This window comes from Croceicoccus ponticola (assembly GCF_004004515.1).
GTDB lineage: Bacteria > Pseudomonadota > Alphaproteobacteria > Sphingomonadales > Sphingomonadaceae > Croceicoccus > Croceicoccus ponticola.
In genome coordinates this window covers 80893-104624 of sequence record NZ_RXOL01000003.1, presented here as the reverse complement: position 1 = coordinate 104624, position 23732 = coordinate 80893, and the positions used below count along the sequence as shown (strand labels likewise).

General features: G+C 63.5%; 23 protein-coding genes. 12 read left to right on the top strand and 11 right to left on the bottom strand.

Going from position 1 to position 23732, the window contains the following annotated elements; translation table 11 throughout:
• Positions 1 to 37 precede the first annotated feature (37 nt).
• Both EKN06_RS08485 and EKN06_RS08480 read left to right on the top strand, forming a co-directional pair.
• Positions 38 to 385 (top strand): ArsC family reductase, encoded by a 348-nt coding sequence (locus EKN06_RS08485; RefSeq protein WP_127612483.1) that lies wholly within the window; start codon positions 38 to 40, stop codon positions 383 to 385.
• 110 nt (positions 386 to 495) lie between these two features.
• The gene (locus EKN06_RS08480; RefSeq protein ID WP_127612482.1) at positions 496 to 960 is read left to right on the top strand and encodes a hypothetical protein; all 465 of its coding nucleotides are present in this window, start codon (positions 496 to 498) and stop codon (positions 958 to 960) included.
• Between the two features lie 25 nt (positions 961 to 985).
• On the opposite strand, the gene ubiG is transcribed toward EKN06_RS08480, so the two are convergent.
• Entirely contained in the window at positions 986 to 1750 is a 765-nt protein-coding gene (gene ubiG / locus EKN06_RS08475) for a bifunctional 2-polyprenyl-6-hydroxyphenol methylase/3-demethylubiquinol 3-O-methyltransferase UbiG (RefSeq protein ID WP_127612481.1), read from the bottom strand.
• Positions 1751 to 1805: 55 nt separating this feature from the next.
• Here ubiG and EKN06_RS08470 point away from each other — a divergent pair, with 55 nt between their 5' ends.
• On the top strand, positions 1806 to 3074 hold the full coding sequence (locus EKN06_RS08470) for an aspartate kinase (RefSeq protein ID WP_127612710.1): 1269 nt from the start codon (positions 1806 to 1808) through the stop codon (positions 3072 to 3074).
• A 59-nt stretch (positions 3075 to 3133) separates the two neighbouring features.
• Here the strand turns inward: EKN06_RS08470 and EKN06_RS08465 are convergent, their stop codons facing one another.
• From EKN06_RS08465 to katG, 3 genes are all read right to left on the bottom strand, one after another.
• Positions 3134 to 5278 (bottom strand): TonB-dependent receptor, encoded by a 2145-nt coding sequence (locus EKN06_RS08465; RefSeq protein WP_127612480.1) that lies wholly within the window; start codon positions 5276 to 5278, stop codon positions 3134 to 3136.
• Positions 5279 to 5396: 118 nt separating this feature from the next.
• Positions 5397 to 5567 (bottom strand): hypothetical protein, encoded by a 171-nt coding sequence (locus EKN06_RS15650; RefSeq protein WP_164844002.1) that lies wholly within the window; start codon positions 5565 to 5567, stop codon positions 5397 to 5399.
• 140 nt (positions 5568 to 5707) lie between these two features.
• Positions 5708 to 7903 carry a catalase/peroxidase HPI gene (katG, locus tag EKN06_RS08460; protein ID WP_127612479.1) on the bottom strand — a complete coding sequence of 732 codons (2196 nt, stop codon included), beginning with the start codon at positions 7901 to 7903 and terminating at the stop codon, positions 5708 to 5710.
• Between the two features lie 210 nt (positions 7904 to 8113).
• On the opposite strand from katG, the gene EKN06_RS08455 reads away from it, so the two are divergent.
• The 5 genes from EKN06_RS08455 to EKN06_RS08435 all read left to right on the top strand — a co-directional run bounded on the left by EKN06_RS08455 (position 8114) and on the right by EKN06_RS08435 (position 11309).
• Positions 8114 to 9124 (top strand): NAD(P)H-dependent flavin oxidoreductase, encoded by a 1011-nt coding sequence (locus EKN06_RS08455; protein ID WP_127612478.1) that lies wholly within the window; start codon positions 8114 to 8116, stop codon positions 9122 to 9124.
• Positions 9125 to 9132: 8 nt separating this feature from the next.
• The gene (locus EKN06_RS08450; protein WP_127612477.1) at positions 9133 to 9534 is read left to right on the top strand and encodes a VOC family protein; all 402 of its coding nucleotides are present in this window, start codon (positions 9133 to 9135) and stop codon (positions 9532 to 9534) included.
• A gap of 109 nt (positions 9535 to 9643) precedes the next feature.
• On the top strand, positions 9644 to 9979 hold the full coding sequence (locus tag EKN06_RS08445) for an SMR family transporter (protein WP_205693855.1): 336 nt from the start codon (positions 9644 to 9646) through the stop codon (positions 9977 to 9979).
• A 103-nt stretch (positions 9980 to 10082) separates the two neighbouring features.
• Complete coding sequence (locus tag EKN06_RS08440) at positions 10083 to 11009, top strand: dienelactone hydrolase family protein (protein WP_127612475.1); 927 nt, start codon at positions 10083 to 10085, stop codon at positions 11007 to 11009.
• Between the two features lie 102 nt (positions 11010 to 11111).
• Positions 11112 to 11309 (top strand): hypothetical protein, encoded by a 198-nt coding sequence (locus EKN06_RS08435; protein WP_127612474.1) that lies wholly within the window; start codon positions 11112 to 11114, stop codon positions 11307 to 11309.
• A 30-nt stretch (positions 11310 to 11339) separates the two neighbouring features.
• On the opposite strand, the gene EKN06_RS08430 is transcribed toward EKN06_RS08435, so the two are convergent.
• From EKN06_RS08430 to pepN, 3 genes are read right to left on the bottom strand one after another with little or no spacing between them, the layout of a single operon-like run.
• Positions 11340 to 11789: a protein tyrosine phosphatase family protein gene (locus EKN06_RS08430; RefSeq protein ID WP_127612473.1), complete on the bottom strand. Its 450-nt coding sequence runs from the start codon at positions 11787 to 11789 to the stop codon at positions 11340 to 11342.
• Positions 11786 to 12547: a peptidoglycan editing factor PgeF gene (gene pgeF, locus EKN06_RS08425; RefSeq protein WP_127612472.1), complete on the bottom strand. Its 762-nt coding sequence runs from the start codon at positions 12545 to 12547 to the stop codon at positions 11786 to 11788. The genes EKN06_RS08430 and pgeF overlap by 4 nt, the downstream gene beginning before the upstream one ends.
• Positions 12540 to 15191, bottom strand: coding sequence for an aminopeptidase N (gene pepN, locus EKN06_RS08420; protein ID WP_127612471.1), 2652 nt, complete (start codon positions 15189 to 15191; stop codon positions 12540 to 12542). The genes pgeF and pepN overlap by 8 nt, the downstream gene beginning before the upstream one ends.
• Positions 15192 to 15306: 115 nt before the next feature.
• Between pepN and EKN06_RS08415 the strand changes: the two genes are divergently transcribed.
• Positions 15307 to 16116: a Rossmann-fold NAD(P)-binding domain-containing protein gene (locus EKN06_RS08415; RefSeq protein WP_205693854.1), complete on the top strand. Its 810-nt coding sequence runs from the start codon at positions 15307 to 15309 to the stop codon at positions 16114 to 16116.
• Here EKN06_RS08415 and EKN06_RS08410 read toward each other — a convergent pair.
• From EKN06_RS08410 to pyk, 3 genes are all read right to left on the bottom strand, one after another.
• The gene (locus EKN06_RS08410; RefSeq protein ID WP_127612469.1) at positions 16078 to 16995 is read right to left on the bottom strand and encodes a DMT family transporter; all 918 of its coding nucleotides are present in this window, start codon (positions 16993 to 16995) and stop codon (positions 16078 to 16080) included. The genes EKN06_RS08415 and EKN06_RS08410 overlap by 39 nt on opposite strands.
• Complete coding sequence (locus tag EKN06_RS08405; RefSeq protein WP_127612468.1) at positions 16992 to 17993, bottom strand: threonine aldolase family protein; 1002 nt, start codon at positions 17991 to 17993, stop codon at positions 16992 to 16994. The genes EKN06_RS08410 and EKN06_RS08405 overlap by 4 nt, the downstream gene beginning before the upstream one ends.
• A gap of 84 nt (positions 17994 to 18077) precedes the next feature.
• Positions 18078 to 19544, bottom strand: a complete 1467-nt coding sequence (gene pyk, locus EKN06_RS08400) for a pyruvate kinase (protein ID WP_240654695.1) — start codon at positions 19542 to 19544, stop codon at positions 18078 to 18080.
• Positions 19545 to 19646: 102 nt separating this feature from the next.
• On the opposite strand from pyk, the gene EKN06_RS08395 reads away from it, so the two are divergent.
• Both EKN06_RS08395 and EKN06_RS08390 read left to right on the top strand, forming a co-directional pair.
• Positions 19647 to 19994, top strand: a complete 348-nt coding sequence (locus tag EKN06_RS08395) for a DUF1244 domain-containing protein (RefSeq protein WP_127612709.1) — start codon at positions 19647 to 19649, stop codon at positions 19992 to 19994.
• A 144-nt stretch (positions 19995 to 20138) separates the two neighbouring features.
• On the top strand, positions 20139 to 20426 hold the full coding sequence (locus EKN06_RS08390; RefSeq protein ID WP_240654694.1) for a DUF2312 domain-containing protein: 288 nt from the start codon (positions 20139 to 20141) through the stop codon (positions 20424 to 20426).
• Between the two features lie 122 nt (positions 20427 to 20548).
• Here EKN06_RS08390 and EKN06_RS08385 read toward each other — a convergent pair whose 3' ends face one another.
• Positions 20549 to 21268 (bottom strand): PP2C family protein-serine/threonine phosphatase, encoded by a 720-nt coding sequence (locus EKN06_RS08385; RefSeq protein WP_127612466.1) that lies wholly within the window; start codon positions 21266 to 21268, stop codon positions 20549 to 20551.
• 90 nt (positions 21269 to 21358) lie between these two features.
• Between EKN06_RS08385 and EKN06_RS08380 the strand changes: the two genes are divergently transcribed.
• A complete protein-coding gene (locus EKN06_RS08380) occupies positions 21359 to 23722 on the top strand; it encodes a serine/threonine protein kinase (RefSeq protein WP_127612465.1) in 2364 nt (787 codons plus the stop codon).
• Positions 23723 to 23732: the final 10 nt, after the last annotated feature.

Here is a 23732-nt window from a genome sequence, read left to right as displayed (position 1 = left end):
AGAGGGGGTGCGGCGGCAACTTGCAGGACCGAATTCGATGAGCGCGACCCTTTACGGCATCCCCAACTGCGACACGGTAAAGAAGGCGCGCCAATGGCTCGACGCCCATGGCATCGATCATGCCTTTCACGACTACAAGAAACAGGGCGTGCCCGAAGCGGCTTTGCGCAAATGGGTCGCGGACAAGGGATGGGAAGTGTTGCTGAACCGCCGGGGCACGACGTTTCGCAGGCTGGACGATGCGGACAAGGCCGATATCGACGCGGACAAGGCAATAGCCTTGATGCTGGCGCACCCGTCCACGATCAAGCGACCGGTCGTCGAACACGATGGCGGCCTGCTGGTCGGGTTCGATGAAGCCGATTGGGAAGGTGCGTTGAAATAGGCCTTGGTCGGCGCGGCATAGTTGGTGCCACGCTGAATGCCGGGGTTTTCCTTTCCTTTTAGCGACTTGTCGGATATTATCCGGTCTCGCCGCCATGGGAGATCCCGATCGTGAAAGCCATTCTTGCCGCCGCTGCGTTCGCGCTTGTCGCGACTGTGCCCGCCGCCGCTCAGGATATGGGCGACGTGGAATATGCCGATCCGGCTGGCCCAATGGACCCGGATGCCATGGCAGACGATTCGGACGAGACGATGCACGGCTTGACCGGGCAGATGACTGAAAAATTCGAAACCCTGATAGCCAGCCCGATGATGGACATGCCGTTGCGCGAACTCGTCGGCCGGATGGGGCTTGGCCAAGGCGACATCGACGAACTGGGGCAGGGCACGATGCGCGACATGCTGGCGGGGATGGACCCGGCGGCGATGGCGCGGATGAAACAAACCCTCCCGCGCATGATGGAGGCGATGCCAGCGCTGATCAAAGCGGTGCGCGGCATGACGGCGCAGATGGCTCCGCCGTCGGGGACGAGCGATGACGACGAAGCGGAACCGAATGAATCGGAGGATTATTGATCCCCCACCCGTTCATTCGACTCGTTCAGACGTGCGTGGCGGTCGCGATGTAGTTCAGCTTTAGATTGTCGGAGAGGTGCAGCCCCCTCATCGCGGAAAAGGCGATGCCCTTGGGCGGCCCCGAGTCCAGCCCAGCGTCGGCCAGCAATTCGGACAATTCTTCGGGCGTGACGAAATCGTCCCAGTGATGCGTGCCGCGCGGCACCTGTCCCAGCAGCTCCGCGCCTTCGACGACCAACAGTTTGGCCGCCGCCGTGCGATTGGGCGTCGACAGCACCATCAAACCTCCCGGCGCCAGCCGCGTGGCAAGGTCGCGCAGAAACGTGGGCTTGTCGGCGACGTGCTCGATCACTTCCATGCAAGTGACGAGGTCGAAGGTCCCCGGCTCCATCAATGCCAGTTCGCCCGCGTGGTAGGCGATATCCAGCCCCATGCCCGCCGCATGATGCCGCGCCGCCGCGATGTTTTCCGCCGCCGCGTCGACGCCTGTCACCGCCGCGCCCATCCGCGCCAGCGGTTCGCAAAGAAGTCCCGCGCCGCAGCCGACATCGAGCGCTCGCTTTCCACCAAGCGGCGTGCGCAGCATTACGTCGCCGCCCCAGTGCGAATCGATCGCGTCGCGGATGAACGACAGGCGCACCGGGTTAAGCCGATGCAGCATTGCGGACGAACCCTTGGGGTCCCACCATTCGGCGGCCAACCTGCCGAAATGGGCGGCCTCGTCGGGTCGGATCGTGGCCGTGGGCGGCAGGGGCGAGATCGTTTCGCCAGTTACAGTTGCGCTTGTCATAACCTACCCCTAACAGCGCGCCCGTAGCGATTCCACAACGAAGGGGAGCGTGGCCTTGGCCCGCATCGTGATGAAATTCGGCGGCACGTCGATGGCAGGGACGGAACGCATCCGTCGCGTCGCCAATCTCGTGCGCCGCCACCAGGCCGCCGGACACGAAGTCGCGGTCGTCGTTTCGGCCATGGCGGGTGAAACCGACCGACTGGTGAATTTTTGCCGAGAGGCGAACCCGCTGTACGATCCGGCCGAATACGACGTCGTCGTGGCCAGCGGCGAACAGGTGACTGCGGGCCTCCTCGCGCTCACGCTGCAGGCGCTGGGCTGCAAGGCGCGGTCGTGGCTGGGTTGGCAGATCCCGATCCACACCGACAACGCCCATGCCAAGGCGCGCATCGGCGAAATCGACGCGGACGAACTGATCGCGTCGATGCAGGCGGGCGAAATCGCGGTCATCCCGGGCTTTCAAGGCATCGGCGACGACGGGCGGGTCGCGACGCTGGGCCGTGGCGGTTCGGACACCAGCGCGGTGGCCATCGCGGCGGCAGTCGGTGCCGATCGCTGCGACATCTATACCGACGTCGACGGCGTCTACACCACCGATCCCCGGATCGTGGCCAAGGCGCGCAAGCTGAAGGCGGTGACGTTCGAGGAAATGCTCGAACTCGCGTCGGTCGGTTCGAAAGTGTTGCAGACCCGTTCGGTCAGCCTCGCCATGAAGGAAGGTGTGCGGGTGCAGGTCCTGTCGTCATTCGTGGACGACGACGCGCCGCTGGCCGACGAGTTGCCCGGAACCCTGATTGTGAGCGATGAAGAGCTCGAAGGAATCGAAATGGAAAGCCAGCTGATCACCGGCATCGCCGCCGACAAGAACGAAGCCAAGGTCATCCTGACCCGCGTGCCCGACCGTCCCGGCGCCGTGGCGAGCATTTTCGGCCCGCTTGCCGCCGCCAACATCAACGTCGACATGATCATTCAGAACGTCGGCCGCGAAAAAGGCGAAACCGACGTGACCTTTACCGTGCCCAGTGCCGATCTGGTGCGCACACAGGCACTGTTGGAAGAACACAAGGAAACGATCGGCTTCAACCGCATCATCACCGATGCCAAGGTTGCCAAGATTTCCATCGTCGGCGTCGGCATGCGCAGCCACGCGGGCATCGCGGCCACGATGTTCAAGGCGATGGCCGATCGCGGAATCAACATCCAGGCGATCTCGACGTCAGAGATCAAGGTATCGGTGCTGATCGACGAGGACGAAACCGAACTCGCCGTGCGTATCCTGCACACTGCTTACGAACTCGACGACGCTTCTGGCGCGGCCTGATTCGTCCGGTTGGCGCTACGGGCCGAAAGTGGTCCGTGGCGCCATCGGGATTTCTCAGGTCAAAGGCTTAGCCTCGCGCTCAGCTTGAAGTTGCGGCCTGCCAGCGGCACGAAATCCTTGGTAAAGCTTGCGTGGCGGCGTCCGTTGGCGTCGAAGGCGTTTTCGATCGCGGCGATGATCGACAGGTTTTCGTTGCCGCGCATCGGTTTCCACGCGACCGACGCGTCGACCATGGCAAAGGACTCGGTCCCGGTTTCATACGCGGCCGTGCGCCGTTGCGCCGAATTCCAATCGATCTCGACCCGGGCTTCCACCCGATCCGACTTGCCGATCAGCGCCCCGCCCAGCGACATCGGCGGGATGCGCGGCACCGGTGTGCCGTCGCCCAGCGTGGCGCGGGTGTAGCTGGCTTGAAGTTGTGCCGACAGCGAAAAGCCGTCGGCCCGGCCCAATGGCACGGTGGCTTCGGCCTCGAACCCCTTGTAAGTTGCGTCCTGCTGTTGCTGCCGATAGACCGGCAATCCATCCGTCTGTTCATTCGTCGCGGCGAGATAGACGTAATCGTCGAACCAACTCGCATAGGCGGTCAGGGACAGGTCCAACGGTCCTACGCGACCGCGCATGTAAGCCTCTGCCCCCCACGCGGTTTCAAGCGCGAGCAGAGGGTCACCAACTTCGTATTGCTGAGTCGCGGCATGGGGTCCGTCGGCGAACAGTTCCTCTGGCGTCGGAATGCGCGCGGTGCGGCTGGCGTTGATGCCGAACCGCAGGCCCGAGCCGGTTTCATGCCATGCGCCGATCGCGCCGGAAAAAGCATCGAAGCTGCGGGCCAGCGATACGTCCGGGGCTTGCGCCTTGCCGTGTTCGAAGCGGCCCGCGAATTCGACCGTGGCTCGTCCGAAAGCGATCTCCTGCAAGGCGAACAATGCGGCGTTTTCGCTACGGTTCGCCGGTACGAACGCTTCTGCGCCGATAGCCTCGAGGTCGCGGCGAAAATATTGCGCGCCCACCGTGCCGGACCAGCCGCCCCGCTGGCGCTGGACCAGTTCGAGCCGGCCTTCGATGCCGTCGACCAGAAAGCGCGTGCCGATTTCGCTGCCTTCCAGCTCGACGTGTTCGTAATCGCTGTATCCCCAGCGCGTGCGCACTTCGGCAAGAGGCCCGCGGTCGAAGCGCAACCCGCCGCGCAGGTCCGCGCGCTTTTGCTGCAGGTCGATGGCGACTGCGCCTTCCTCTTCTTCCCCGGCTCCGGGCTCATCCGGTCCGGCATCGTGCGCATGGCTGACGCCCGGGCGGGTCGGGACGCCATAATAAGTGTCGTAATAGGAAACCGAAACGCCAAGGTCAGCCTTGCCACCGAGCCATGCGACGCCCGCGCCCGCCGAATGAGTTCGCGTCGCGCTGTCGGGCAGGATGCCTTGCGCGTCGGCCAGCGCGCGCAGCTCTGCCGCGTGATCCGGGTCTCGCGCCTCGTCCTCCGCCGCTTCGGCCAACACCTCAATGCGCAGCGGGTCCGCCAACAGCGGTCCCGCAACGTGCAGGTCGTCGGTCTTGCGCCACGAACCGTCGGCATGGACGACAAATCCACCGCCCAAGGGCACATCGACCGAGGCGCCGGCTTCGCGAGCATTGGCTGCGCTGTCGGCAGAGGCGATTACGTCGACGTGGATTGGTTCGTCGGGGAGTTTCAACGGGATGCGCTTGTCGATGACGTTGACCGCTCCGCCGATGGCGGAACTGCCGTAAAGCAGCGTCGCGGGTCCGCGCAGCACTTCGATACGCTGGGCTGTCAGGGGATCGACGCTGACCGCATGATCGGCGGAGTCGTTGGACGCGTCGATCGCGCCGATCCCATCGACCAGCACGCGAACGCGGTCGCCCGAAAAGCCACGCAGGATCGGGCGCGAGGCACCGGGCGCGAAGCCGCTTGCCGAAACGCCGGGAAGGCCTTCGAGCACTTCGCCGATCTGCCCATCGAGATTGCGCTGAAGATCCGTTCCGCCAAGGACGGTGGTGCCCGCCAGGAAATCGATCCGCCCGATGCCGCTCGCGGTCACGACGATGGAATCGTGGAAATCGTCGTCGGTGGCCTGCGCGGAAGGTTGCGCATCGCCAGCGCGTTCCTGTGCGAGGGCTGGAGCGGTCAGGGCTAGCGAGGCAATGGTCGTGGACGCCAAGATGGCAATACGTGCATGATATAACATTACATCGCCGTTAGCCGATGTAGCTGCATCGTCAAGTCGTCTGTTTGAGTTCAGCGACCGATTGCCGTTGTTGCGCGGTCAATCGATCCGATCAGGTTCGTGGTGTCTTTCGCGCGGATCAGGCCGCGACGGGCCCCATCAATTGCAGCACCAAGCCGCAAAGGCCGATCCCGAACAGCGCTGTCCCGCCGGCTTGCGAAGCCATGCGCTTCGTCCGGTCGCGCGGGATTGGCAGGAACCACAGAAGCAACGCGCCGACGGCAAGGACCATGATGCAAAGAACAAACATCCATTGTCTCCCAATAGAATGCTGGTCAATCCTATCGCATCATGGTTTCCGTCACGTCGACAAACACGGTTAACGCAGTAACCCGTTGCCATCAAACCTGAAACTCCCCAATCCGGAATGACTGGGGAGTATGAGCAGGTCTATTTCACGTCGAAACGGTCCGCATTCATCACCTTGTTCCAGGCCTTGACGAAATCCTTCACGAACTTCGTCTCGTGTCCCTTTTCGGCATAGACCTCGGCCACGGCGCGCAATTCGGCGTTCGAGCCGAAGACCAGGTCGGCCCGGCTTGCGCGCCAGGTCTCGTGACCGCCGGCGCGGTCGGTCGCGACATATTCCTCGTCATCGCTGTCTTCCACTGCCTTCCAGACGTTGGTCATTTCGAGCAGGTTGACGAAGAAGTCGTTGGTCAACTGGCCCGACCGCTTGGTGAAGTGGCCGTGGCCCCGCTCGCCGTGGTTGGCGCCCAGGACGCGCAGGCCGCCGACCAGGACGGTCATTTCGGGCACCGACAGGCCGAGAAGCGCCGCCCGGTCGAGCATCATTTCCTCGGTCTTCACGCGCAGCTTGCGCGGCAGGTAGTTGCGGAAGGCGTCGGCCTGCGGCTCCAGCACGGCGAAGCTGTCGGCTTCGGTCTGCGCTTCGGTCGCATCGCCCCGGCCGCCCGTGAACGGCACTTCGACGTCGAAGCCCGCATCCCGGATCGCCTTTTCAAGGCCGACCACGCCGCCCAGGACGATGGCGTCGGCCATCGACAGCGGCCCGCGCACTTCGTCCAGCTTGGCGAGGACCTTCGCCAGCATCGCCGGCTCGTTGACGTCCCAGTCCTTTTGCGGGTCCAGGCGGATGCGCGCCCCGTTGGCGCCGCCGCGATGGTCGGACTTGCGATAGGTGCTGGCCGAAGCCCAGGCAGTCTTGATCAACTGGCTGACGGTTAGCCCGCTGGCCGCGATCTTCGCCTTCACCGCCGCAACATCGGCATCCGACGGCATCGTGCCCGCCGGAACCGGGTCCTGCCAGATCAGGTCTTCGGCCGGCACTTCGGGGCCGAGGTAGCGGACCTTGGGCCCCATGTCGCGGTGGCACAGTTTGAACCACGCCCGGGCGAAGGCGTCCTTGAACGATTCGTGATCTGTACGGAACTTTTCGCTGATCACGCGGAATTCCGGATCCATCTTCAACGCCATGTCGGCCGTCGTCATCATGGTCGGCACCTTGATGCTCGCATCCCAGGCGGCGGGGGCCATGTCCTCCGGCTTCTGGTTGATCGGCTGCCATTGCTGTGCGCCGGCTGGCGAGTGGACGAGTTCGTAATCGTAGTCGAGCAGCAGCCGGAAATAGTTCTCGCTCCACTGCGTCGGCGTATTGACCCACGCACCTTCAAGCCCGCTGGTGACGGTGTGCTCGCCGATCCCGCCGCTCTCATGCGAGGAAACCCAGCCGAAACCCTGCGAGGCGAGATCGCACCCAGCCGGTGCAGCGCCGAGCAGCGAGGGATCGCCGTTCCCGTGCGCCTTGCCAAAGGTGTGGCCGCCGGCGGTGAGCGCGACGGTTTCCTCGTGATTCATCGCCATGCGCTCGAACGTCGCCTTGATGTCGCGCGCCGATTGCAGCGGGTCGGGATTTCCGCCTGGCCCTTCGGGATTGACGTAGATCAGGCCCATCTGGATGGCCGCCAGCGGCCCGTCGAGGTCCTGCAGTCCGCGATCCGGGTCGATCCGGGTCTGCACCCCTTCGTTGACCCACTTGTCCTCGTCGCCCCAGTAGATGTCCTTCTCGGGCTCGTAGACGTCGGCGCGGCCGCCACCGAAACCGAATATCGGTCCGCCCATCGATTCGATGGCGACGTTGCCGGCCAGGATGAACAGGTCGGCCCACGAGACGTTCTGGCCATACTTCTGCTTGATCGGCCACAGCAGGCGGCGGGCCTTGTCGAGGTTGCCGTTGTCCGGCCACGAATTAAGCGGCGCGAAGCGCTGCTGGCCGCTGTTGGCGCCGCCGCGGCCGTCGCCCGTGCGATAGGTGCCCGCCGCGTGCCAGGCCATGCGGATGAAAAACGGCCCGTAGTGGCCGTAATCCGCCGGCCACCAAGGCTGGCTGTCGGTCATCAGGGCGGTGAGGTCAGCCTTGAGGGCGTGATAGTCGAGTGCATTGAATGCCTCCGCGTAATCGAAATCCTCGCCCATCGGGTTGGCGGAGCCGTTCGGGCTGAGAATGTCGACGGCCAGCGCGTCGGGCCACCAGTCACGGTTGGTCCGCCCCAAGAGCGCGCGAACCCTGCCATCGCCGTGCATTGGGCAGCCGCCGCCGGCCGTTGAACCTGTCGCTACGTCCATTTCGCATCCTCCGGTTTTTTTAACTGATAGAGAAACATACCGCACGCGAACGAACGGCTGAAACGATCAAACTTGCATAGCCAGACAGAAAAAAGCGATTAGGGGATGTACGCATTGAACCGCATTCCGCAGTCAAGGGCCGCGAATCGCCGGTTCATGACGCGCGTATCGCACTTGCCGGGCGCGCTGACGCAGCCTAACGCCGCGGACATGACGACTAATCCCAAAACAGATGCGCTGATGCGGCGCGGCGCCCAATTCCTCGGTAGCGAACACGCGATCATGTGCGGCGCGATGAGCTGGGTTTCGGAACGCAAGCTCGTTTCCGCGATCAGCAATGCGGGCGGTTTCGGCGTGATCGCCTGCGGCGCGATGTCGCCTGACCTGCTCGACAACGAAATCGCCGAAACGAAAAAGCTGACGGCTAAGCCGTTCGGCGTGAACCTGATCACCATGCATCCGCAGATCATGGAACTGATCGACGTTTGCACGAAACATGGCGTGGGCCATGTTGTACTGGCCGGCGGATTGCCGCCCAAGGGCAGCGTCGACAAGATCAAAGGCAGCGGGGCGAAGGTCATCTGTTTCGCCCCCACGCTGGCACTGGCCAAGAAGCTGCTGCGTTCGGGCGCGGACGCCATGGTAATCGAGGGGATGGAGGCGGGCGGTCACATCGGCCCCGTCGCGACCAGCGTGCTGGCGCAGGAATTCCTGCCCGAACTGGCCGAAGAGCACCTCGTATTCGTCGCGGGCGGCATCGGGCGGGGCGAGGCGATTGCGGGATACCTTGAAATGGGTGCGGCTGGTGTGCAGCTGGGCACGCGATTTGCGTGCGCCACCGAATCCATCGCGCACCCCGATTTCAAGAAGGCGTTTTTTCGCGCTGGCGCGCGCGACGCGATCGCCAGCGTGCAGGTCGATCCACGCCTTCCGGTCATTCCGGTCCGCGCGTTGAAGAACAAGGGCACCGAGCTGTTCACCGCCAAGCAGCGCGAAGTCGCGGCCCTGCTGGACGGCGAAGGCATCGAGATGTCCGAAGCGCAGTTGCAGATCGAACATTATTGGGCGGGTGCGCTGCGCCGCGCAGTGATCGACGGCGATATCGAAAACGGCTCCTTGATGGCAGGCCAGTCGGTCGGCATGGTCAAGAAGGAAGAGCCGGTCGCCGACATCATCGCCGAACTGTTGGCCGAAAGCGAGGCTGCGCTTAGCAGAAGGTAAGGGGTGCCATGTCTGTAAGGACGCTCGATCACGTCAACATCGTCACGACCGATCTGTCGGGAGCGGTGGCGTTCTATCGCGATATCCTGGGCCTGATCCCTTCCGATCCGCCCGAACCGCTGAAGCCGGAGGATATCCGGTGGCTGAATGATGCCGAAGGGCGACCGATCGTGCACATGGTTCGCCGCGAATTCATGGAACGGCGCGAATATTTCGTCGACAACGTCGGTAATCCCACCGGTTCCATCGACCATGTCGCCTTCGATTGCGACGGGCTCGACGACATGAAGGCGCGGCTGGATGCAGCGGGGCTGGACTACCGGGTCAGCGGCGTATCGGGCATTCGGCTGACGCAGCTGTTCGTCCGCGATCCCAACAATGTCCTGCTGGAACTGAACTTTCGCGGTTGATGGTTTCGTTTCACGACACCTGATAGAAAGGTGCGTGGCAAACATGCCGCCCGCCGCCTAGCCATGCTGCCACACCGACCGAAAAACGGGCGGGGATGGGAGAATGTCTATGGGTGCCTTGACCGGAACGCAGATCGGCGCGTTTCTTTTCGCGGTGATCACGCAAGTCGTCGGCGTCACTTTCCTCGTCAAGACGCGCGGCTTTACCCACGCGGGCTGGACCGCGGCGACGATCGTCGTCCTGATCACCTCGTTCTTTTCGCTCGCATGGTTGTTGAACAACGGGGCAAAGCTCAACATCCTTTTGCCGATCCTGGCCGCGACGGTCCCGCTGTTCAGCGTGATGATTGGCGTGTTCTTCTATGGCGAAGCGGCATCGGCGATGAAGATCGCGCTGCTGGTCGGCGCTTGCGTGCTTATCGGGATCGCCGCAGCCGTTGGTTGATCGGGCCTTTCCCTCTTCCGCCCGCGTTGCGCCCTTGTGCTGCGCGCGGGCGGCCCTATCGTGTGGCGCTGACGGGTAGTTTATCGAGGAATTCCAAAGCGCCATGTGTGATCAGGACCAACTGGACGCCTTTCGCCGCAACGACTGCAGCAAGCCAAATGGAAAGGCTAGCCGCCGCAGTTTCAACGCCGCCGTGGCGGCAGCGGGCGGGGGCGCGATGCTTGCGGCTTGCAACGCCAGTGGCGGAGCGGAAGCGGAAGCCAGCACGGCCGTCGCAACACAGGGCGGCGTGCTGGGCGGTGAAGTCGCCATCCCGACCGCAGGCGGCACGATCGGCGGATGGTTCTATCACCCCTCTGCCGGTAACCACCCCGCCGTCATCATGTGGCCGGACATCGCAGGGGTACGCCCGGCGGCAAAAGCGATGGGCGAGCGGTTGGCGGGCGAAGGTTTCGCGGTGATCGTGCCCGATCCGTATTGGCGCGATGCGGGCCATGCGACGTTTACCGATTTCGCCGATTTCATGGCCAACGACGGCTTTGCCAAAGTCACGCCATATCGCAACCGGTTCAGCGCCGAAACGATCATGGCCGACGCCAAGGCCATCGTCGCATGGCTCGATCAGCAGGATGTCGTCGACAAGTCGCTGGGGATGGGCGCGCGCGGGCACTGCATGACGGGATCGTGGACCATCTTTGCCGCAAATGCGTCGCAACGGGTCACCGTCGCGGCGTCCATGCATGGCGGCGGGCTGGTGACCGAAGCAGCGGATAGTCCGCACAAGATGTTGAAAGGCCGCGCGCATTACTTGTTCGCCATCGCGCAGAACGACGATGTCAAGGAGCCCGAAGCAAAAACGAAACTGCGCGAAGCACTGTCCGCATCGGGCGCACTGGGTTCGGTGGAAGTCTATCCGGCCGACCACGGCTGGACCGTTCCCGACGGCCCCGCTTACGACAAGGTACAGGCCGAACGCGCTTACGATGCGTTTCTGGCGATGGTGCAAGGGTTGAAGATCGTCGCGGTCTGACCGTGGCCGGAATAACGTGGGCTAGGTAGATCTGCCTAGCCTGCGCCGGGCGCGGATTAACGGATGTGAGGTAATGTCTTTCCCTGATTTCGGGGGGAATACATGCAAATCCTGATAAGCAGCTTCATTCGCGGGCTGCCCGCCTTGCCGCTGCTATTGGCTGCGCTTTACATGTTGAGCATTACGGCGGTGTCGCCCGCGCGCGAACTGGCGCGTCAGCTTTTGCGCTTGCGGATCGTGTTCACGCTGGTGATGTCGACGACCTGCCTGACCACACTGCTCGTTCCGGGAATGGGTTGAAAGACCGGACGCCCGATCGTTCGCGACGATCTAGCGTCCGATCAGCGCGGCCCAGATTGCTGCGGCGGGATGGTCGTTTTCATCGGGATCCCAATGCTGCGCCATCAACCCACGCGCTCCGCTTTCAGCCATGCCGTTTTCGCGATTCCAGCGGTAGAAGAACGCGGAGACGCGCCAGTTCAGGATGCAATGGACATGGACCGGACCTGCGGCATTGCTGATCGCTGCGCGGAAGATCTGGTAGTGCGCTTCTACCGGCGCATCGAACGGGATGGGTATCGCGGTATAGGCAATGCCATGGGCAGCGCAAAGCGCGTCTTCGTCCGCGAGGGCGTCGGGGTGATCCGGCATGGCGAGGTTGACGACGTGTCGCACGCCGATGCCCGCCAACCGGTCGATGTCTGCGGCAAGCAGCCGACCCGAAGTCGTGGTCGAGGCATCGATCCGTTGCCATGCCCGGATGTCGGCCGGATCGGTCAAAGGGGAAGCCCGATCAGGCTGATTTGCCTGCCATAGCCGCTTTCCCCGGCCTGAGTCGCCCGGCGATAGGAGAAATAGCGGGTATCGTCGGCATAAGTATCCTGACCCGTGATTTCGACCCGCGTCACGCCCGCGTCGACAAGGCTGGCGGCGACGAATGCGGCCAGATCGAACTGGTGGTGGCCGGATCGCCCGGGCTTGAAAAAGCGCTCGAAAGCATCCTGTTCCGCCAAAAAGCGGAGATAGAAGCCTTCATCGACTTCGTAGCTTGATTGCGCGATGCAGGGGCCGATGGCGGCCGCAATGCGCGCGCGGTCGGCGCCCAGCTTTTCCATCGCCGCAACGGTATTGCCGCACACCCCGGCAAACGCGCCGCGCCACCCGGCATGGGCCGCGCCGATCACGCCAGCTTGCTCGTCGGCCAGCAGGACCGGCGCGCAATCGGCGGTCAGAATGCCGAGCAGTGTGCCGGGGCGGTTCGTCACCATCGCGTCGGCGTGGGGCCGCGCGTCCAGCGGAAACGGTGTTTCGATGCGCACCACGTCCGCTGAATGGACCTGATAAACCGTGGCAAGATCGGCGCCCGGCAGGACGGCGTCGGCGGCGATGCTGCGGTTCGCTTCGACTGCGCGGGGCAGGTCGTCCGATCCGGTGCCGACGTTCAGGCCCGCGTATTCCCCGGTCGAAACGCCGCCGCGACGGCCAAGGAAACCATGCGGCATCCCGGCAATCGCGGCGGATCTGACGATATCAGGCATCGAGGCTTTTCGTTACTTGTTCGCGCGTATCCTTGGACAGGTCGGGCGCGGCGGCGATTCGCTCCAGCTCCGCCCGCATCAGCGCGGCGCGCTTTGGCTCGATCTTGCGCCACCGACCCAGCCACGGAATGAACCGGGCCGCGGTCTGGGCGTTGAGCGGATCGAGTTGCAGCACGAGGTCGGCAATCATGCGATAACCGCGCCCGCTTTCGTCATGGAACGCGGCCATATTGCCGGCCATCGTCATGTAAAGGCTGCGCACGCGATTGGGGTTCTTAATCGTGAAGTCGGCATGTTGTGCCAGTGCTTCCACTCGGTCGAGCACCTTGGGGTCGAGCGAGCCCGCCTGAAGCGCGAACCATTTGTCGATGACGAGCGCGTTGCCGTCGAACCGCGCATGGAAATCGGCCAGAAGCTCGCTCCGTGCCGGGCAACCGATGCCTGCCAGCACCATCAGCGCGCCCTGACGGTCGGTCATGTTGGTGGCCGACCGATACTGCGCTTCGGCGCGGGCGGCGGCTTCCTTGGGATCGGCGGCGGTCAGCATGACGAGCGCCTGCGTCTTTACTTTGCGCGCGCCCCGCGCCCGTGCGTCGAGGCCATAGGGGATTGCCGAAGCCCGTTCGTGCAGCGCGATCAGCTTGTCGCGCAGCCGCAGTCCGATGTGCGCCTTCAGACGTTCGCGGGCATGGTGCAGCGCGACAGGATCGGCCGGAGCAGCCAGTTCGAGCAGGAACGTCAGCGTCGGCAACATCAGCAGTTCGCCGCGCATGAGGTCGTCGATCTGCGCATCGTCGATCACTGCGCCCATGGCGTCGGCAATCGCGCCGCGCCGCTTTTCGTCAGGGCCGTTTTCGATCGAGCCAAGCAGTTCGCGGGTGACGAGCTGCTGCAAGGATTCGTAGCGGGCAAAGGCATCGTCGTCGTGCGCGGCGAGGAAGACGAGATCGTCGTCATTGTTCTCCGCATCTAGCTGGATCGGGGCCGTAAAGCCGCGATTCGCGCTGATGACCGGAGGGCGGGTAAAGCCCTTGAAAGTGAAGTCCGCCTTTGACTTGTCCACCATCAGCAGCTGTTCGCCGCCGTGCGTGCCGCTGTCGCGGTCGAACAGTGCGACCTTGATCGGGATCGGCATTGGCTGTTTCGTCGGCTGGCCGGGGGTCGCCGGGACTTTTTGCGTGAAGTGCAGCGTAACCGCGCCTTCGGACTGGTCGAAAGTAGCGTGCATCGTGACCTTTGGCGTCCCCGCCTGTTCGTACCAAAGGCGGAATTGCGACAGGTCGAGCTTGGCGCCGTCCTCCATCGACTTCACGAAATCCTCGCACGTCGCCGCCTCGCCGTCGTGGCGATCGAAATAGAGGTCGGTGCCTTCGCGGAAACGTTCGGGCCCGGCCATCGTGTGCATCATGCGGATGACTTCGGCGCCCTTGTTATAGATCGTCGCGGTATAGAAGTTGCTGATTTCCTGATAGGAATCGGGTCGGATCGGATGGGCCAGCGGGCCGGAATCCTCTGGGAACTGCGCGGCGCGCAGCACGCGCACATCCTCGATCCGCTTGACCGGTTCGGAGCCCATGTCGGCGCTGAACATCTGGTCGCGCAGGACGGTGAAGCCTTCCTTGAGGCTCAGCTGGAACCAGTCGCGGCACGTGATGCGGTTGCCCGACCAGTTGTGGAAGTATTCGTGCCCGACAACGCCTTCGACCCCGTCGTAATCGCCGTCGGTCGCCGTTTCCGGGTCCGCCAGCACGTAACGGGTGTTGAAGATGTTGAGGCCCTTGTTCTCCATCGCGCCCATGTTGAAATCGGCGACGGCGACGATGTTGAATTGATCGAGGTCGTATTCGCGGCCGAACGCTTCTTCGTCCCATTTCATCGAATTGATGAGGCTGCGCATCGCGTGATCGGTGCGTTCCAGGTCGCCTTCGCGGACCCAGACGGCAAGATCCACCTTGCGCCCCGACATCGTGGTGAAGGTATCGCGATTGGCAACCAGCTGGCCCGCGACTAGCGCGAACAGATAGCTCGGCTTCAGCCACGGATCGTCCCACACGGCCCAGTGGCTGCCATCGCCGTTTTCGCCGGTTTCGACGAGGTTGCCGTTGGACAACAGCACCGGGAAGGTGGCCTTATCGCCCGTCATCCGCACGGTGTAGCGCGACAGCACGTCGGGCCGGTCGGGGAAGAACGTGATGCGGCGGAACCCTTCGGCCTCGCACTGCGTGCACAGCATGCCGTTGGACGCGAAGAGGCCCATGAGCTGGCTGTTGGTGGCGGGGTGCAGATGGGTTTCCACCGTCACCTTGTGCGCATCGCCACTCAACGGCAGCAGCAGGTTCGGGCCGGACATCGACCAGCCTTCGGCATCGGCGTCGTCCACCTTCAGGTTCATGACCGCGATATTGTCGCCCGAAAGGTGCAGCGTCTGATCGCCGTCGCCATCGGGATTGCGTTCCACCCGCATCGTCGCGACGCATTTCGTCAGTTCGAGTCCGAGTTCGAACTCCAGCCTGATTTCCGACACCAGCCATGCGGGCGGCTGGTAATTCTTCCGCATCGTCGTGGCGGGATCGTGGGGTTCGACGGCGGCATCTGCCATTTCGGGATTGCCGGCCGGGTTCGATGGGGTGCTTGCGATGTCCATGCCGGAATAGATGCGGTTGTTCGCGGTTTAGACAAGGCCAAATCCGGGATTGCCGCTGCACATCGTGCAAAAAAGACGTGGCGTTGCATCCTTGTCGCGGGTTAGGCGCTTGGCCATGAACCTTTTCATCTTCGGTCTTGGCTATTCGGCAAAGGGCATCGCGGCCCGATTGGCGCGCGATGGCTGGCGGGTCGAGGCGACGGGCAGCGACGGCACCGTCCCGTTCGAAGACGAAGGCGCGGTCCATGCCGCACTGTCTCGTGCGAACGCGGTGTTGAGTTCGGTCCCGCCCAACCGCGAAGGGTTCGACCCGGTGCTCGACCGGTATGGCGCGGCGCTGGCGAGGTCCGACCGCTGGCTCGGTTACCTGTCGTCGACCGGCGTCTATGGCGATGCTGGCGGTGCGTGGGTGGACGAAAGCACGCCGGTCGGCACCGGCAGGCGCAGCGCGCGCAGCGATGCCGACTTGCGCTGGCTGGAGCTTGGCGCGCGGGTCTTCCGCCTGCCGGGCATATACGGTCCGGGCCGTTCGGCGCTCGACCGGGTGAGAGAAGGGCGGGCGCACCGGATCGACATTCCGGGCCAGGTGTTCAGCCGCGTCCATGTCGACGATATCGCTGCCGGGGTGACGCTGGCTCTGAACGCGGCGTCGTCTGCACCATCCGGAGCCTACAACCTTGGCGACGACTATCCGTGCAGCCAGAACGAGGTGATCGAATACGCCTGCCGGATGCTGCGCGCGCCGGTGCCGCCGATGCAGACGATCGAACAGGCGAACCTGTCGCCCATGGCGCGCGGTTTCTATGCCGAAAACCGCCGGGTCGCGAACGGCAAGGCCAAGCGCTTGCTGGGCTGGCGTCCGCAATACCCGACTTATCGCGAAGGGTTAGTGGCGTGCCTTGAGCGCGATCACGAGGCCCGTTAACGACAGCAGCGAGCCGCCGACGGCCAATGGCGTCCAGTCGTATCCCTCGAACAGCGAAGAAAGCAACATGGCAAGGATCGGCGTCGCCACCGCGATATAAGCCGCACGCCCCGCGCCCATGTTGCGGATCAGCATGAAATAAAGCGGAAAGGTCAAGATCGACCCGATAATGCCAAGATAGGCAATGCCGCCAAGGTAAGATGGGCGCGAGTCCCAGACCGGCGGCCCGTCGAGCATTAGGGCAAGGACCACGTTCACGAGCGTGCCCACGATTATGCTGGCGGCAAGCAGGGGCATGAACGGTTCGTCGTGCGCCCGGTCGGTAGCCTGCGTGACGTTCGCGATCGATGCGCTGACCGTCGCCAGGATCGCGAACAGGACTCCCAGCATCACGCCATCGGACGCCCCGGCCGCGCGGTATTCCTGCGCGAGCAGCAGCGCCACGCCCGCAATCGCAATGGCCGATCCGAAAACGAAGCCCTTCGATACCCGTTCGCCCAGCACGACCCGCGCGAGCAGCGAATTCGGGATCATGATCAGTGCGAAGAATAGCGCGACGATGCCCGACGTCAGCGTCGCTTCGGACCGATAGACGAAGTGGAAATTCATCACGAACTGGGTGACCCCGACGATGATCACCACCGGCCATGCCCGCCGCGATACGCGCAAGCGTTGTCCCCGCACTTTGAGCACCAGCACGATGACGACGCTGGCCACGAGGAAACGATAGGCGATCGTCCAGCTTGGCGGGACGACGCTGATCTGGTCCTTTATGACCAGCCACGTCGATCCCCAGATCAGCGCGACAAGAACGAACGGCACAAAAGCGCGAGGGTCCGAAAACCGCAGGCGCTCGCGTGGAACGGCGGTCTCATTCATAGCGCGGCGATGGCCTGGGCCAGCCTCTCGGCGTCATCGGCGTCGGTGTTCCACGCGGTCACAAAGCGCGCCGCGCCCACCCCCCAGTCGTAGAACCCGAAGCCCTGTTGCCGCAGCCGTTCGCTTTCTGCGACAGAGAGGCGCAGGAAAACCTCGTTCGCCTCGCAGGGATGGAGCAGGCGTGAGCCCGCCGCCGCCGCGATACGGGCGGCAGCGTCATTGGCGTTGCGCGCGTTGGCCAGCCAAAGATCGTCCTTCAGCATGGCGAGCAGTTGAGCGGCAAGGTAGCGGCCTTTCGACTGCAACTGGCCCGCGCGCTTGTGCCGCCGCTTCGCCTCTGCCGCGCTGGCCGGGTTGAACAGGACCAGCGCTTCTGCCCCCATGCCGCCGTTCTTGATCATGCCGAACGACAGCGTGTCGATGCCGTGCGCGGGACCGGCGTCGGCCGGAGTGCAGTTCAGATGCGCGACCGCATTGCCGAACCGAGCGCCGTCCATATGGACCTTCAACCCCTTGGAGCGGGCGTAGTCGACCAGCCCGGCGATCTCGCCCGGCGCATAGACGCAGCCCTGTTCGGTCGCCTGCGTGATCGCGATGGCGGTGGGCTGGACCCGGTGCACGTCGTCGCGGATCGGATCGATCACGGCGGCAACGTTTTGGGGCGTCAGCTTGGCATGGGGCCCGTGGGCCAGCATCAGCTTTGCGCCGTGGGTAAAGAATTCGGGCGCGCCCGCCTCATCCTGTTCGATATGCGCATCGTCGTGGCAGACCACCCCGCCATAGGGCGGCACCAATGTGGCCAGCGCAAGGCAGTTGGCCGCCGTCCCGGTGCTAATCCAGACGACCGCGCATTCGCGCCCGAACAAGTCCGAAAACGCGGCGTCGAGCGACTGCGACAGCGCATCGTTGTCATACGGCGCGTCGGTTGCATCAGCGCGGCGCATGGCTTCCCACACGCTGGGGTGCACGGGGGCGGCATTGTCCGAAAGGAATTGCATGGCAGTCGCCTTTCCAGCGCGCAGCCTTTGCGTCAAGCGGTTGCGAGCGCAACCTTCACCGGGCGATCGGGTCAGTCGGTCAGATCAGCCATCGGCATCGCCGTCATACCGTTCGAGCTCGTTCCCGGCCAAGGTCACGACATGCAGCAGGTTGGTCGCGCCCGGCGTGCCGAACGGAACGCCCGCCAGCACCACGATCTTGGCTCCGGCTTCGCCGAACCCGTTGCGCAGCGCCATGCGCTTGCCCTTGCCGATCATCTCTTCGAAACTGCCGATGTCGCGCGTGTGGACGGCGTGGACTCCCCACAACAGCGCCAGTCGGCGCGACGTCGATTGCAGCGGGGTGAGCACGAGCAAGGGGACTCGCGGACGTTCGCGCGCCACGCGGCGGGCGCTGCTGCCCGATGCGGTGAACACGGTGATCGCGGAAATCCGCAACGTGCGGGCGATGGACGAACATGCGGCGGCCAGCGCGTCCGATGTCGTCGCGTCCGGTTCCACCCCTGTCAGCCGGATGCGTTCGTCGTAACCGGGATCGTTTTCGACCTGCGCCGCGATGCGGTGCATGATCGAAACGGCTTCTTCGGGCCATTTGCCCGCCGCGGTCTCGGCGGACAGCATCACCGCGTCGGCGCCGTCATAGACCGCGTTGGCCACGTCGGACACTTCGGCGCGGGTCGGGGCCGGGCTTTCGATCATGGATTCGAGCATCTGCGTCGCGACGACCACCGGCTTGCCCGCGGCGCGCGCCTGCTGAACGATGCGTTTTTGCAGCGGCGGCACTTCTTCGGGATTCAGTTCGACGCCAAGATCGCCGCGCGCGACCATGATGCCGTCCGACAATTCGAGAATGCCGTCGAGATGGCGCACGGCCAGCGGTTTTTCGATCTTGGCCATCAACGCGCCGTAACCGCCCATCAGTCGCCGTGCCTCTGCCACGTCCTCGGGCCGCTGGACAAAGGACAATGCGACCCAGTCCGCCTTGTGCTGCACGGCAAAGGCGAGGTCGCGGCGGTCCTTTTCGGTCATTGCGGGGATGGGGATTTCGGCATCGGGCACGTTCACGCCCTTGCGATCGGAAATCACTCCGCCGACTTCCGCGCTGCACAGGATCTCTTCCTTGTCCGCGCGAATGACCCGCAACCGGATCTTGCCGTCGTCGATCAGCAGACGCTGGCCTTTTTGCAGCAGGCCGAACAGTTCGGGGTGCGGCAATTGCACGCGCGTTTCGTCGCCGGGCTCTTCGTTGCGGTCCAGCGTGAAATGGCGGCCGTGCGGGATGACAGCCCGCCCTTCGCGGAACTTGCCGACGCGCAGTTTCGGCCCCTGCAGATCGCACAGGATGCCGATCGGGCGGCCCGTCTTTTTCTCCAGCGCACGGATCGTGGCGATGGTCTGGGCGTGGATAGCGTGTTCGCCGTGGCTCATGTTGACGCGAAACGCATCGGCGCCCGCTTTCAGCAGCCGCTCGATCATTTCGGGATCGGAACTGGCGGGGCCCAGAGTGGCGAGAATCTTGACCTTGCGGCCACGGGGGTCGAATTTGTTCACGTAAGGGATTACCTGCGACGGGAGGGAGGGAGCGTCGTTGGGAACTATTGGCTGGGTTTTTTGCACGCAAGCTTCCATGCACGCAACCTCGACGACGCGATGATGAACGGAGAATACGACTTGTCCTGCGATTCCGACCTCCCCGCAGCCGAAAACGATCCGCTCGACGCCTTGTCCGACGCGGTGGCGGCCGCTGCCTTTCGCCGGCTGGTGCGCCATTTGCGCCATCGCCATGACGCGCAGAACATCGACCTGATGGGCCTGGCAGGGTTTTGCCGCAATTGCCTGGCCGACTGGACCCGCGACGCGGGATATGCCGGCGACAAGGCCGAGGCGCGCGCCTTGATCCACGGCATGGGGATGGAAGAGTGGAAAGATCGCCACCAGTCCCCGGCCACGCCCGCGCAATTGGCGCTGATGGAAGAAAGCGTCAGGAAAAACGCGGACTGACGGAGCAATGAAGGCGCGCGGTGGAAATCGCCGTCGTGCCCTTCACCGCGGACCCGCTCGCCGCTATCAGCGCCGTCACGTGATTCTCGCGCCGGGTCGCATCGTGCCGATCCGCGCTTCATCCAAGATCGGGAAGGTCCAAGCATGTCCGAAGAAATCAACACCATCGGTTCCGCCGATGCCGCCATGGGCGGCAAGGGCAACGTCACCGCAGAAGAACTGCGCCAGCTGATCGAACGTGCAGAACGGCTGGAAGAAGAAAAGAAAGGCATCGCCGAAGACATCAAGGATGTATTTTCGGAAGCCAAGGCCCGCGGCTTCGACGCCAAGGCGATGCGCAAGATCATGCGCATCCGCAAGCAGAAGAAGGAAGATTTCGAGCATGAGGAAGCCGTGCTCGAAACTTATATGGCCGCACTCGGCATGATCTGATCGGACATTCGATCCGGTAAGAACGGGGGCGCTGTCATGGTGCCCCTTTTTTCGTTCATTTTCAGGGATAGGTTCGCCGCGGCCCCGTCCGTGGTGGCCTGCGGTCCGGCGGTTTCTGCGCGCTAGAGGATGCGGACCACGATCGAGGTGAAGTTGTCCGGCGCACCCCGCTCAAGGATCATTTCGCCCATGATCGACGTTGCCTGCTTCGCATTGCGTGTCGACAACAGCTGCAGCATTTCTTCCTCGGCCATTACCTTGGTGACGCCATCGCTGGCCAGCAGGAACAGGTCGCCCTGCTTGACCGTGCCCGATGCGCTGTCGATGACCAGTTCCTTGTCCGCACCCACCGCGCGGGTGATGACGTTCGAGTCAGGATGCGCTTCCGCATCGGCGGGAGCAAGCAGCCCGGCATCGATAAGATCCTGCACAAGGCTGTGATCTCGGGTCAGGCGCGTGATCGCACCGTCGCGCACCAACAGGATGCGGCTGTCACCGACCCAAAAGCAAACGTACTGACCCGATGCGATGACCAGCCCCACGACCGTGGAACCGATTGTCCGCGGCTTTACGCCGTCGCGGGCAAGCTCGACAAGTTCGACCTGCACCGCCTGAATGGCATCCATTGCGGCTTGTGCGGTGCGTTTGGGATCGGGTCCTGCCGAAATTCCTCGCATCGCCTCAATGATCATCGCGCTGGCGACTTCACCGGCATCGTGTCCGCCCATGCCGTCGGCAACGATCCAGATGCCATCGTTCGAACGATCCAAGTAATTGTCTTCGTTGGCTTTTCGACGAAGACCCACGTTTGTCTGGCAGGCGCTTAGGAATTTGGGGCTCATAAGTGGCCAGCTACCTGCCTTTGTGGGTTGAATAGTCGCGCATTTCCGTGTGAATTGGCATTTACCTACAGCGGCATGGACTAATGGGCAATGAGCAAGGCGTATAGCACCAAGGCATTGCCTCCCGGGACCGTCTTGCGCGAATGGCGCCTCGAGGAAGTACTTGGCGTCGGTGGCTTTGGCATCGTCTATAAAGGCCGCGGTATTTATTTCGACGAACTCGTTGCGATAAAGGAATATTTCCCCAGTTCGATCAGCGAACGGGATGAAGACGACACCGTTGTTCCCGTCGATTCCAATGCGGAGGAGGTCCACGCGCTGGGCCTCAAGAAATTCGTGGAAGAAGCGAAGTTGCTGTGGAATCTTTCCACGCCTTCACGCCATCCGAACATCGTTTCTGTTCGCAGCCTTTTCGAAATTCACGGCACGGCCTACATGGTCATGGACTTCGAAGACGGGACTCCGCTGTCCCGCCTGTTGAAGCAGGGCACGAAATTCAACCAGTCCGCCCTGTCCAGGATGATGCTGCCCATCGCACAGGGGCTCGAACGTGCGCACCGGGTCGGCGTGCTTCACCGCGATATCAAACCTCCCAACATCATGGTCGGCGACGACGACCGGGCAGTGCTGATCGACTTCGGGTCCGCGCGCTTTGAATCGGGCGATGCGACAAGCACGAAGGTCACGTTCCACACGCCGCCCTATGCTCCCATCGAACAGTATGTGCGGACTTACGAACAAGGACCGTGGACCGACATCTATGCGCTGGGCGTCGTGCTGTACGAATGCGTAACTGGCGAAAAGCCGCCCGAAGTGCTTGAGCGGCTGCACGGTGGATTGGGCAAGACCCTTTCCGATGGCAACTATCCGGGCTTCAGCCGCGCGTTCCTCAAGGCGATCGACACCGCGATGACGATCCGCCCGGACGAACGTCCCCGTTCGATCGCCCACTGGCTGTCCATGTTCGATGCGGAAGACATCGGCACTGTTGCCGAGCCTCCCATCGAAGAAGACGAGGAAGACGACGACGCGACGAAGATCGCGTATTTCGATAAGAGTTCCGACAAGATCGTCCCGGTCGCCCCGGTGGCGAAGGGTTTCGGCGACGGGGAAGTCGTCAGCACCGGCGTGCCCGATGCGCCCGAAGACGCAAAATTCGTCAAGGCCGAAGCTCCTGTCCCGACGCCAGCGCCCAAGCCCACCGCCAAGGCACCGGAAGTTGCGTCGACCCCTGCCAAGCCCGAAGTGCCGAGTTCCGAACTGCTGTCGCGTAAGCCGGAGCCCGAGACAACGACGTCTGATGCGGACAAAGCTGCAGGCGCCTCTGCGGCAGTCGCCGCCGCCACCCCGAATCCCACTGCTTTGAAGCCGACCGACACTGCCAAGCCTGTCGACAAGTCCAAACCGGTCCCTGCCAAGAAGGCAGATGCCGGCAAGGACGATGCCAAGGAAAGCCTCGCCAAGCCGGCGATGGCGATCGTTGCCGTTCTGGCCATTCTTGGCGTTGCCGGCTTCGTCATGTTCAGCGGCGGTTCGAAGGATACGGGGCCGACGCCTTCATCACCCATCGCGATCGCATCGGCGCCGGCCGATGCCTCGCAATATCCTGAAATGTTCGCGGCCCTGCTGGAAGAGGCGACCAATGCCGGTCTTGGCGCAGACGCGACCAAGGCTCTCGTCCTCGAGGACGGCGACGTGAAGACCGAGGACGATGCAATTGCGCGCCTGCGCGCGTTCGGCGTGGCTGCGCTGGCCGCTGGTGATGCGAAAGCCGGCGCGGTCGCTCGGGACCTGCCATGGGCAAACACCTCGAAAGCCAATTCGGCCAGCAAGGAAATTCCGCAACGGCGCAAGGTTGCCGACAACCTGAAGGCGAGCCTTGCCGAGATCAAGGTCAAGGCAGGCGCCGTGGAAGAAGCCGAAGGCATCGCGAACACGTTGCTGGCGGTGCGCGAGGAAATGGCGGCGTTCAGCACGTTCCGAACTCTTGCTGCCAGCGCTTATCGGGTGAAGGGCGCACAGACGGAGGCAGCCCTTGCCACGACGGCGGCGGCGACCGCTGCTGCATCGACCGCAGCGGCCACTCCTTCAAGTCCTGCAGTTCGCGATACGCCAACGGCGAGCGCCTCGGCGGTCGATACGGCGGGCGTGTCGGGATCGACCAAACGCGAATTCGAACGGACGATCGGCGATGCGCGCGACGTCGCCCGTCAAGTCGACAGGTTGGTCGGCAAGAAGCCCGGTTCGGGCGCAAGCGATGTAGAGAAGGAAAACTACCGTATCCGCGAGGCGAGCGCGCAGAGCGCCAAACAGTACAAAGGCTACCTCGACACACTGGAGGCGTCGATGCGAGGTACGACCAGCGATGCCGAAGCGCGCAATTCCGTAGTCAAGGCTTCGCAGACCAAGGCCTATCTTCAGGCCTTGCTGAACCGGTCCAAGGCGGCGAAGTGACCGGATCAGC

Excerpts from the sequence above, each read along its gene's own strand:
- EKN06_RS08410 (WP_127612469.1), bottom strand. The coding sequence starts at position 16,995 with ATGAATGAGACCGCCGTTCCACGCGAGCGCCTGCGGTTTTCGGACCCT.
- ubiG (WP_127612481.1), bottom strand. The coding sequence starts at position 1,750 with ATGACAAGCGCAACTGTAACTGGCGAAACGATCTCGCCCCTGCCGCCC.
- EKN06_RS08465 (WP_127612480.1), bottom strand. The coding sequence starts at position 5,278 with ATGTTATATCATGCACGTATTGCCATCTTGGCGTCCACGACCATTGCC.
- EKN06_RS08405 (WP_127612468.1), bottom strand. The coding sequence starts at position 17,993 with ATGCAATTCCTTTCGGACAATGCCGCCCCCGTGCACCCCAGCGTGTGG.
- EKN06_RS08485 (WP_127612483.1), top strand. The coding sequence starts at position 38 with ATGAGCGCGACCCTTTACGGCATCCCCAACTGCGACACGGTAAAGAAG.
- EKN06_RS08415 (WP_205693854.1), top strand. The coding sequence starts at position 15,307 with ATGAACCTTTTCATCTTCGGTCTTGGCTATTCGGCAAAGGGCATCGCG.
- EKN06_RS08390 (WP_240654694.1), top strand. The coding sequence starts at position 20,139 with ATGTCCGAAGAAATCAACACCATCGGTTCCGCCGATGCCGCCATGGGC.
- pgeF (WP_127612472.1), bottom strand. The coding sequence starts at position 12,547 with ATGCCTGATATCGTCAGATCCGCCGCGATTGCCGGGATGCCGCATGGT.
- EKN06_RS08380 (WP_127612465.1), top strand. The coding sequence starts at position 21,359 with ATGAGCAAGGCGTATAGCACCAAGGCATTGCCTCCCGGGACCGTCTTG.
- pepN (WP_127612471.1), bottom strand. The coding sequence starts at position 15,191 with ATGGACATCGCAAGCACCCCATCGAACCCGGCCGGCAATCCCGAAATG.
- EKN06_RS08455 (WP_127612478.1), top strand. The coding sequence starts at position 8,114 with ATGACGACTAATCCCAAAACAGATGCGCTGATGCGGCGCGGCGCCCAA.
- EKN06_RS08395 (WP_127612709.1), top strand. The coding sequence starts at position 19,647 with ATGAACGGAGAATACGACTTGTCCTGCGATTCCGACCTCCCCGCAGCC.
- katG (WP_127612479.1), bottom strand. The coding sequence starts at position 7,903 with ATGGACGTAGCGACAGGTTCAACGGCCGGCGGCGGCTGCCCAATGCAC.
- EKN06_RS08450 (WP_127612477.1), top strand. The coding sequence starts at position 9,133 with ATGTCTGTAAGGACGCTCGATCACGTCAACATCGTCACGACCGATCTG.
- EKN06_RS08445 (WP_205693855.1), top strand. The coding sequence starts at position 9,644 with ATGGGTGCCTTGACCGGAACGCAGATCGGCGCGTTTCTTTTCGCGGTG.
- EKN06_RS15650 (WP_164844002.1), bottom strand. The coding sequence starts at position 5,567 with ATGTTTGTTCTTTGCATCATGGTCCTTGCCGTCGGCGCGTTGCTTCTG.
- EKN06_RS08440 (WP_127612475.1), top strand. The coding sequence starts at position 10,083 with ATGTGTGATCAGGACCAACTGGACGCCTTTCGCCGCAACGACTGCAGC.
- EKN06_RS08435 (WP_127612474.1), top strand. The coding sequence starts at position 11,112 with ATGCAAATCCTGATAAGCAGCTTCATTCGCGGGCTGCCCGCCTTGCCG.
- EKN06_RS08385 (WP_127612466.1), bottom strand. The coding sequence starts at position 21,268 with ATGAGCCCCAAATTCCTAAGCGCCTGCCAGACAAACGTGGGTCTTCGT.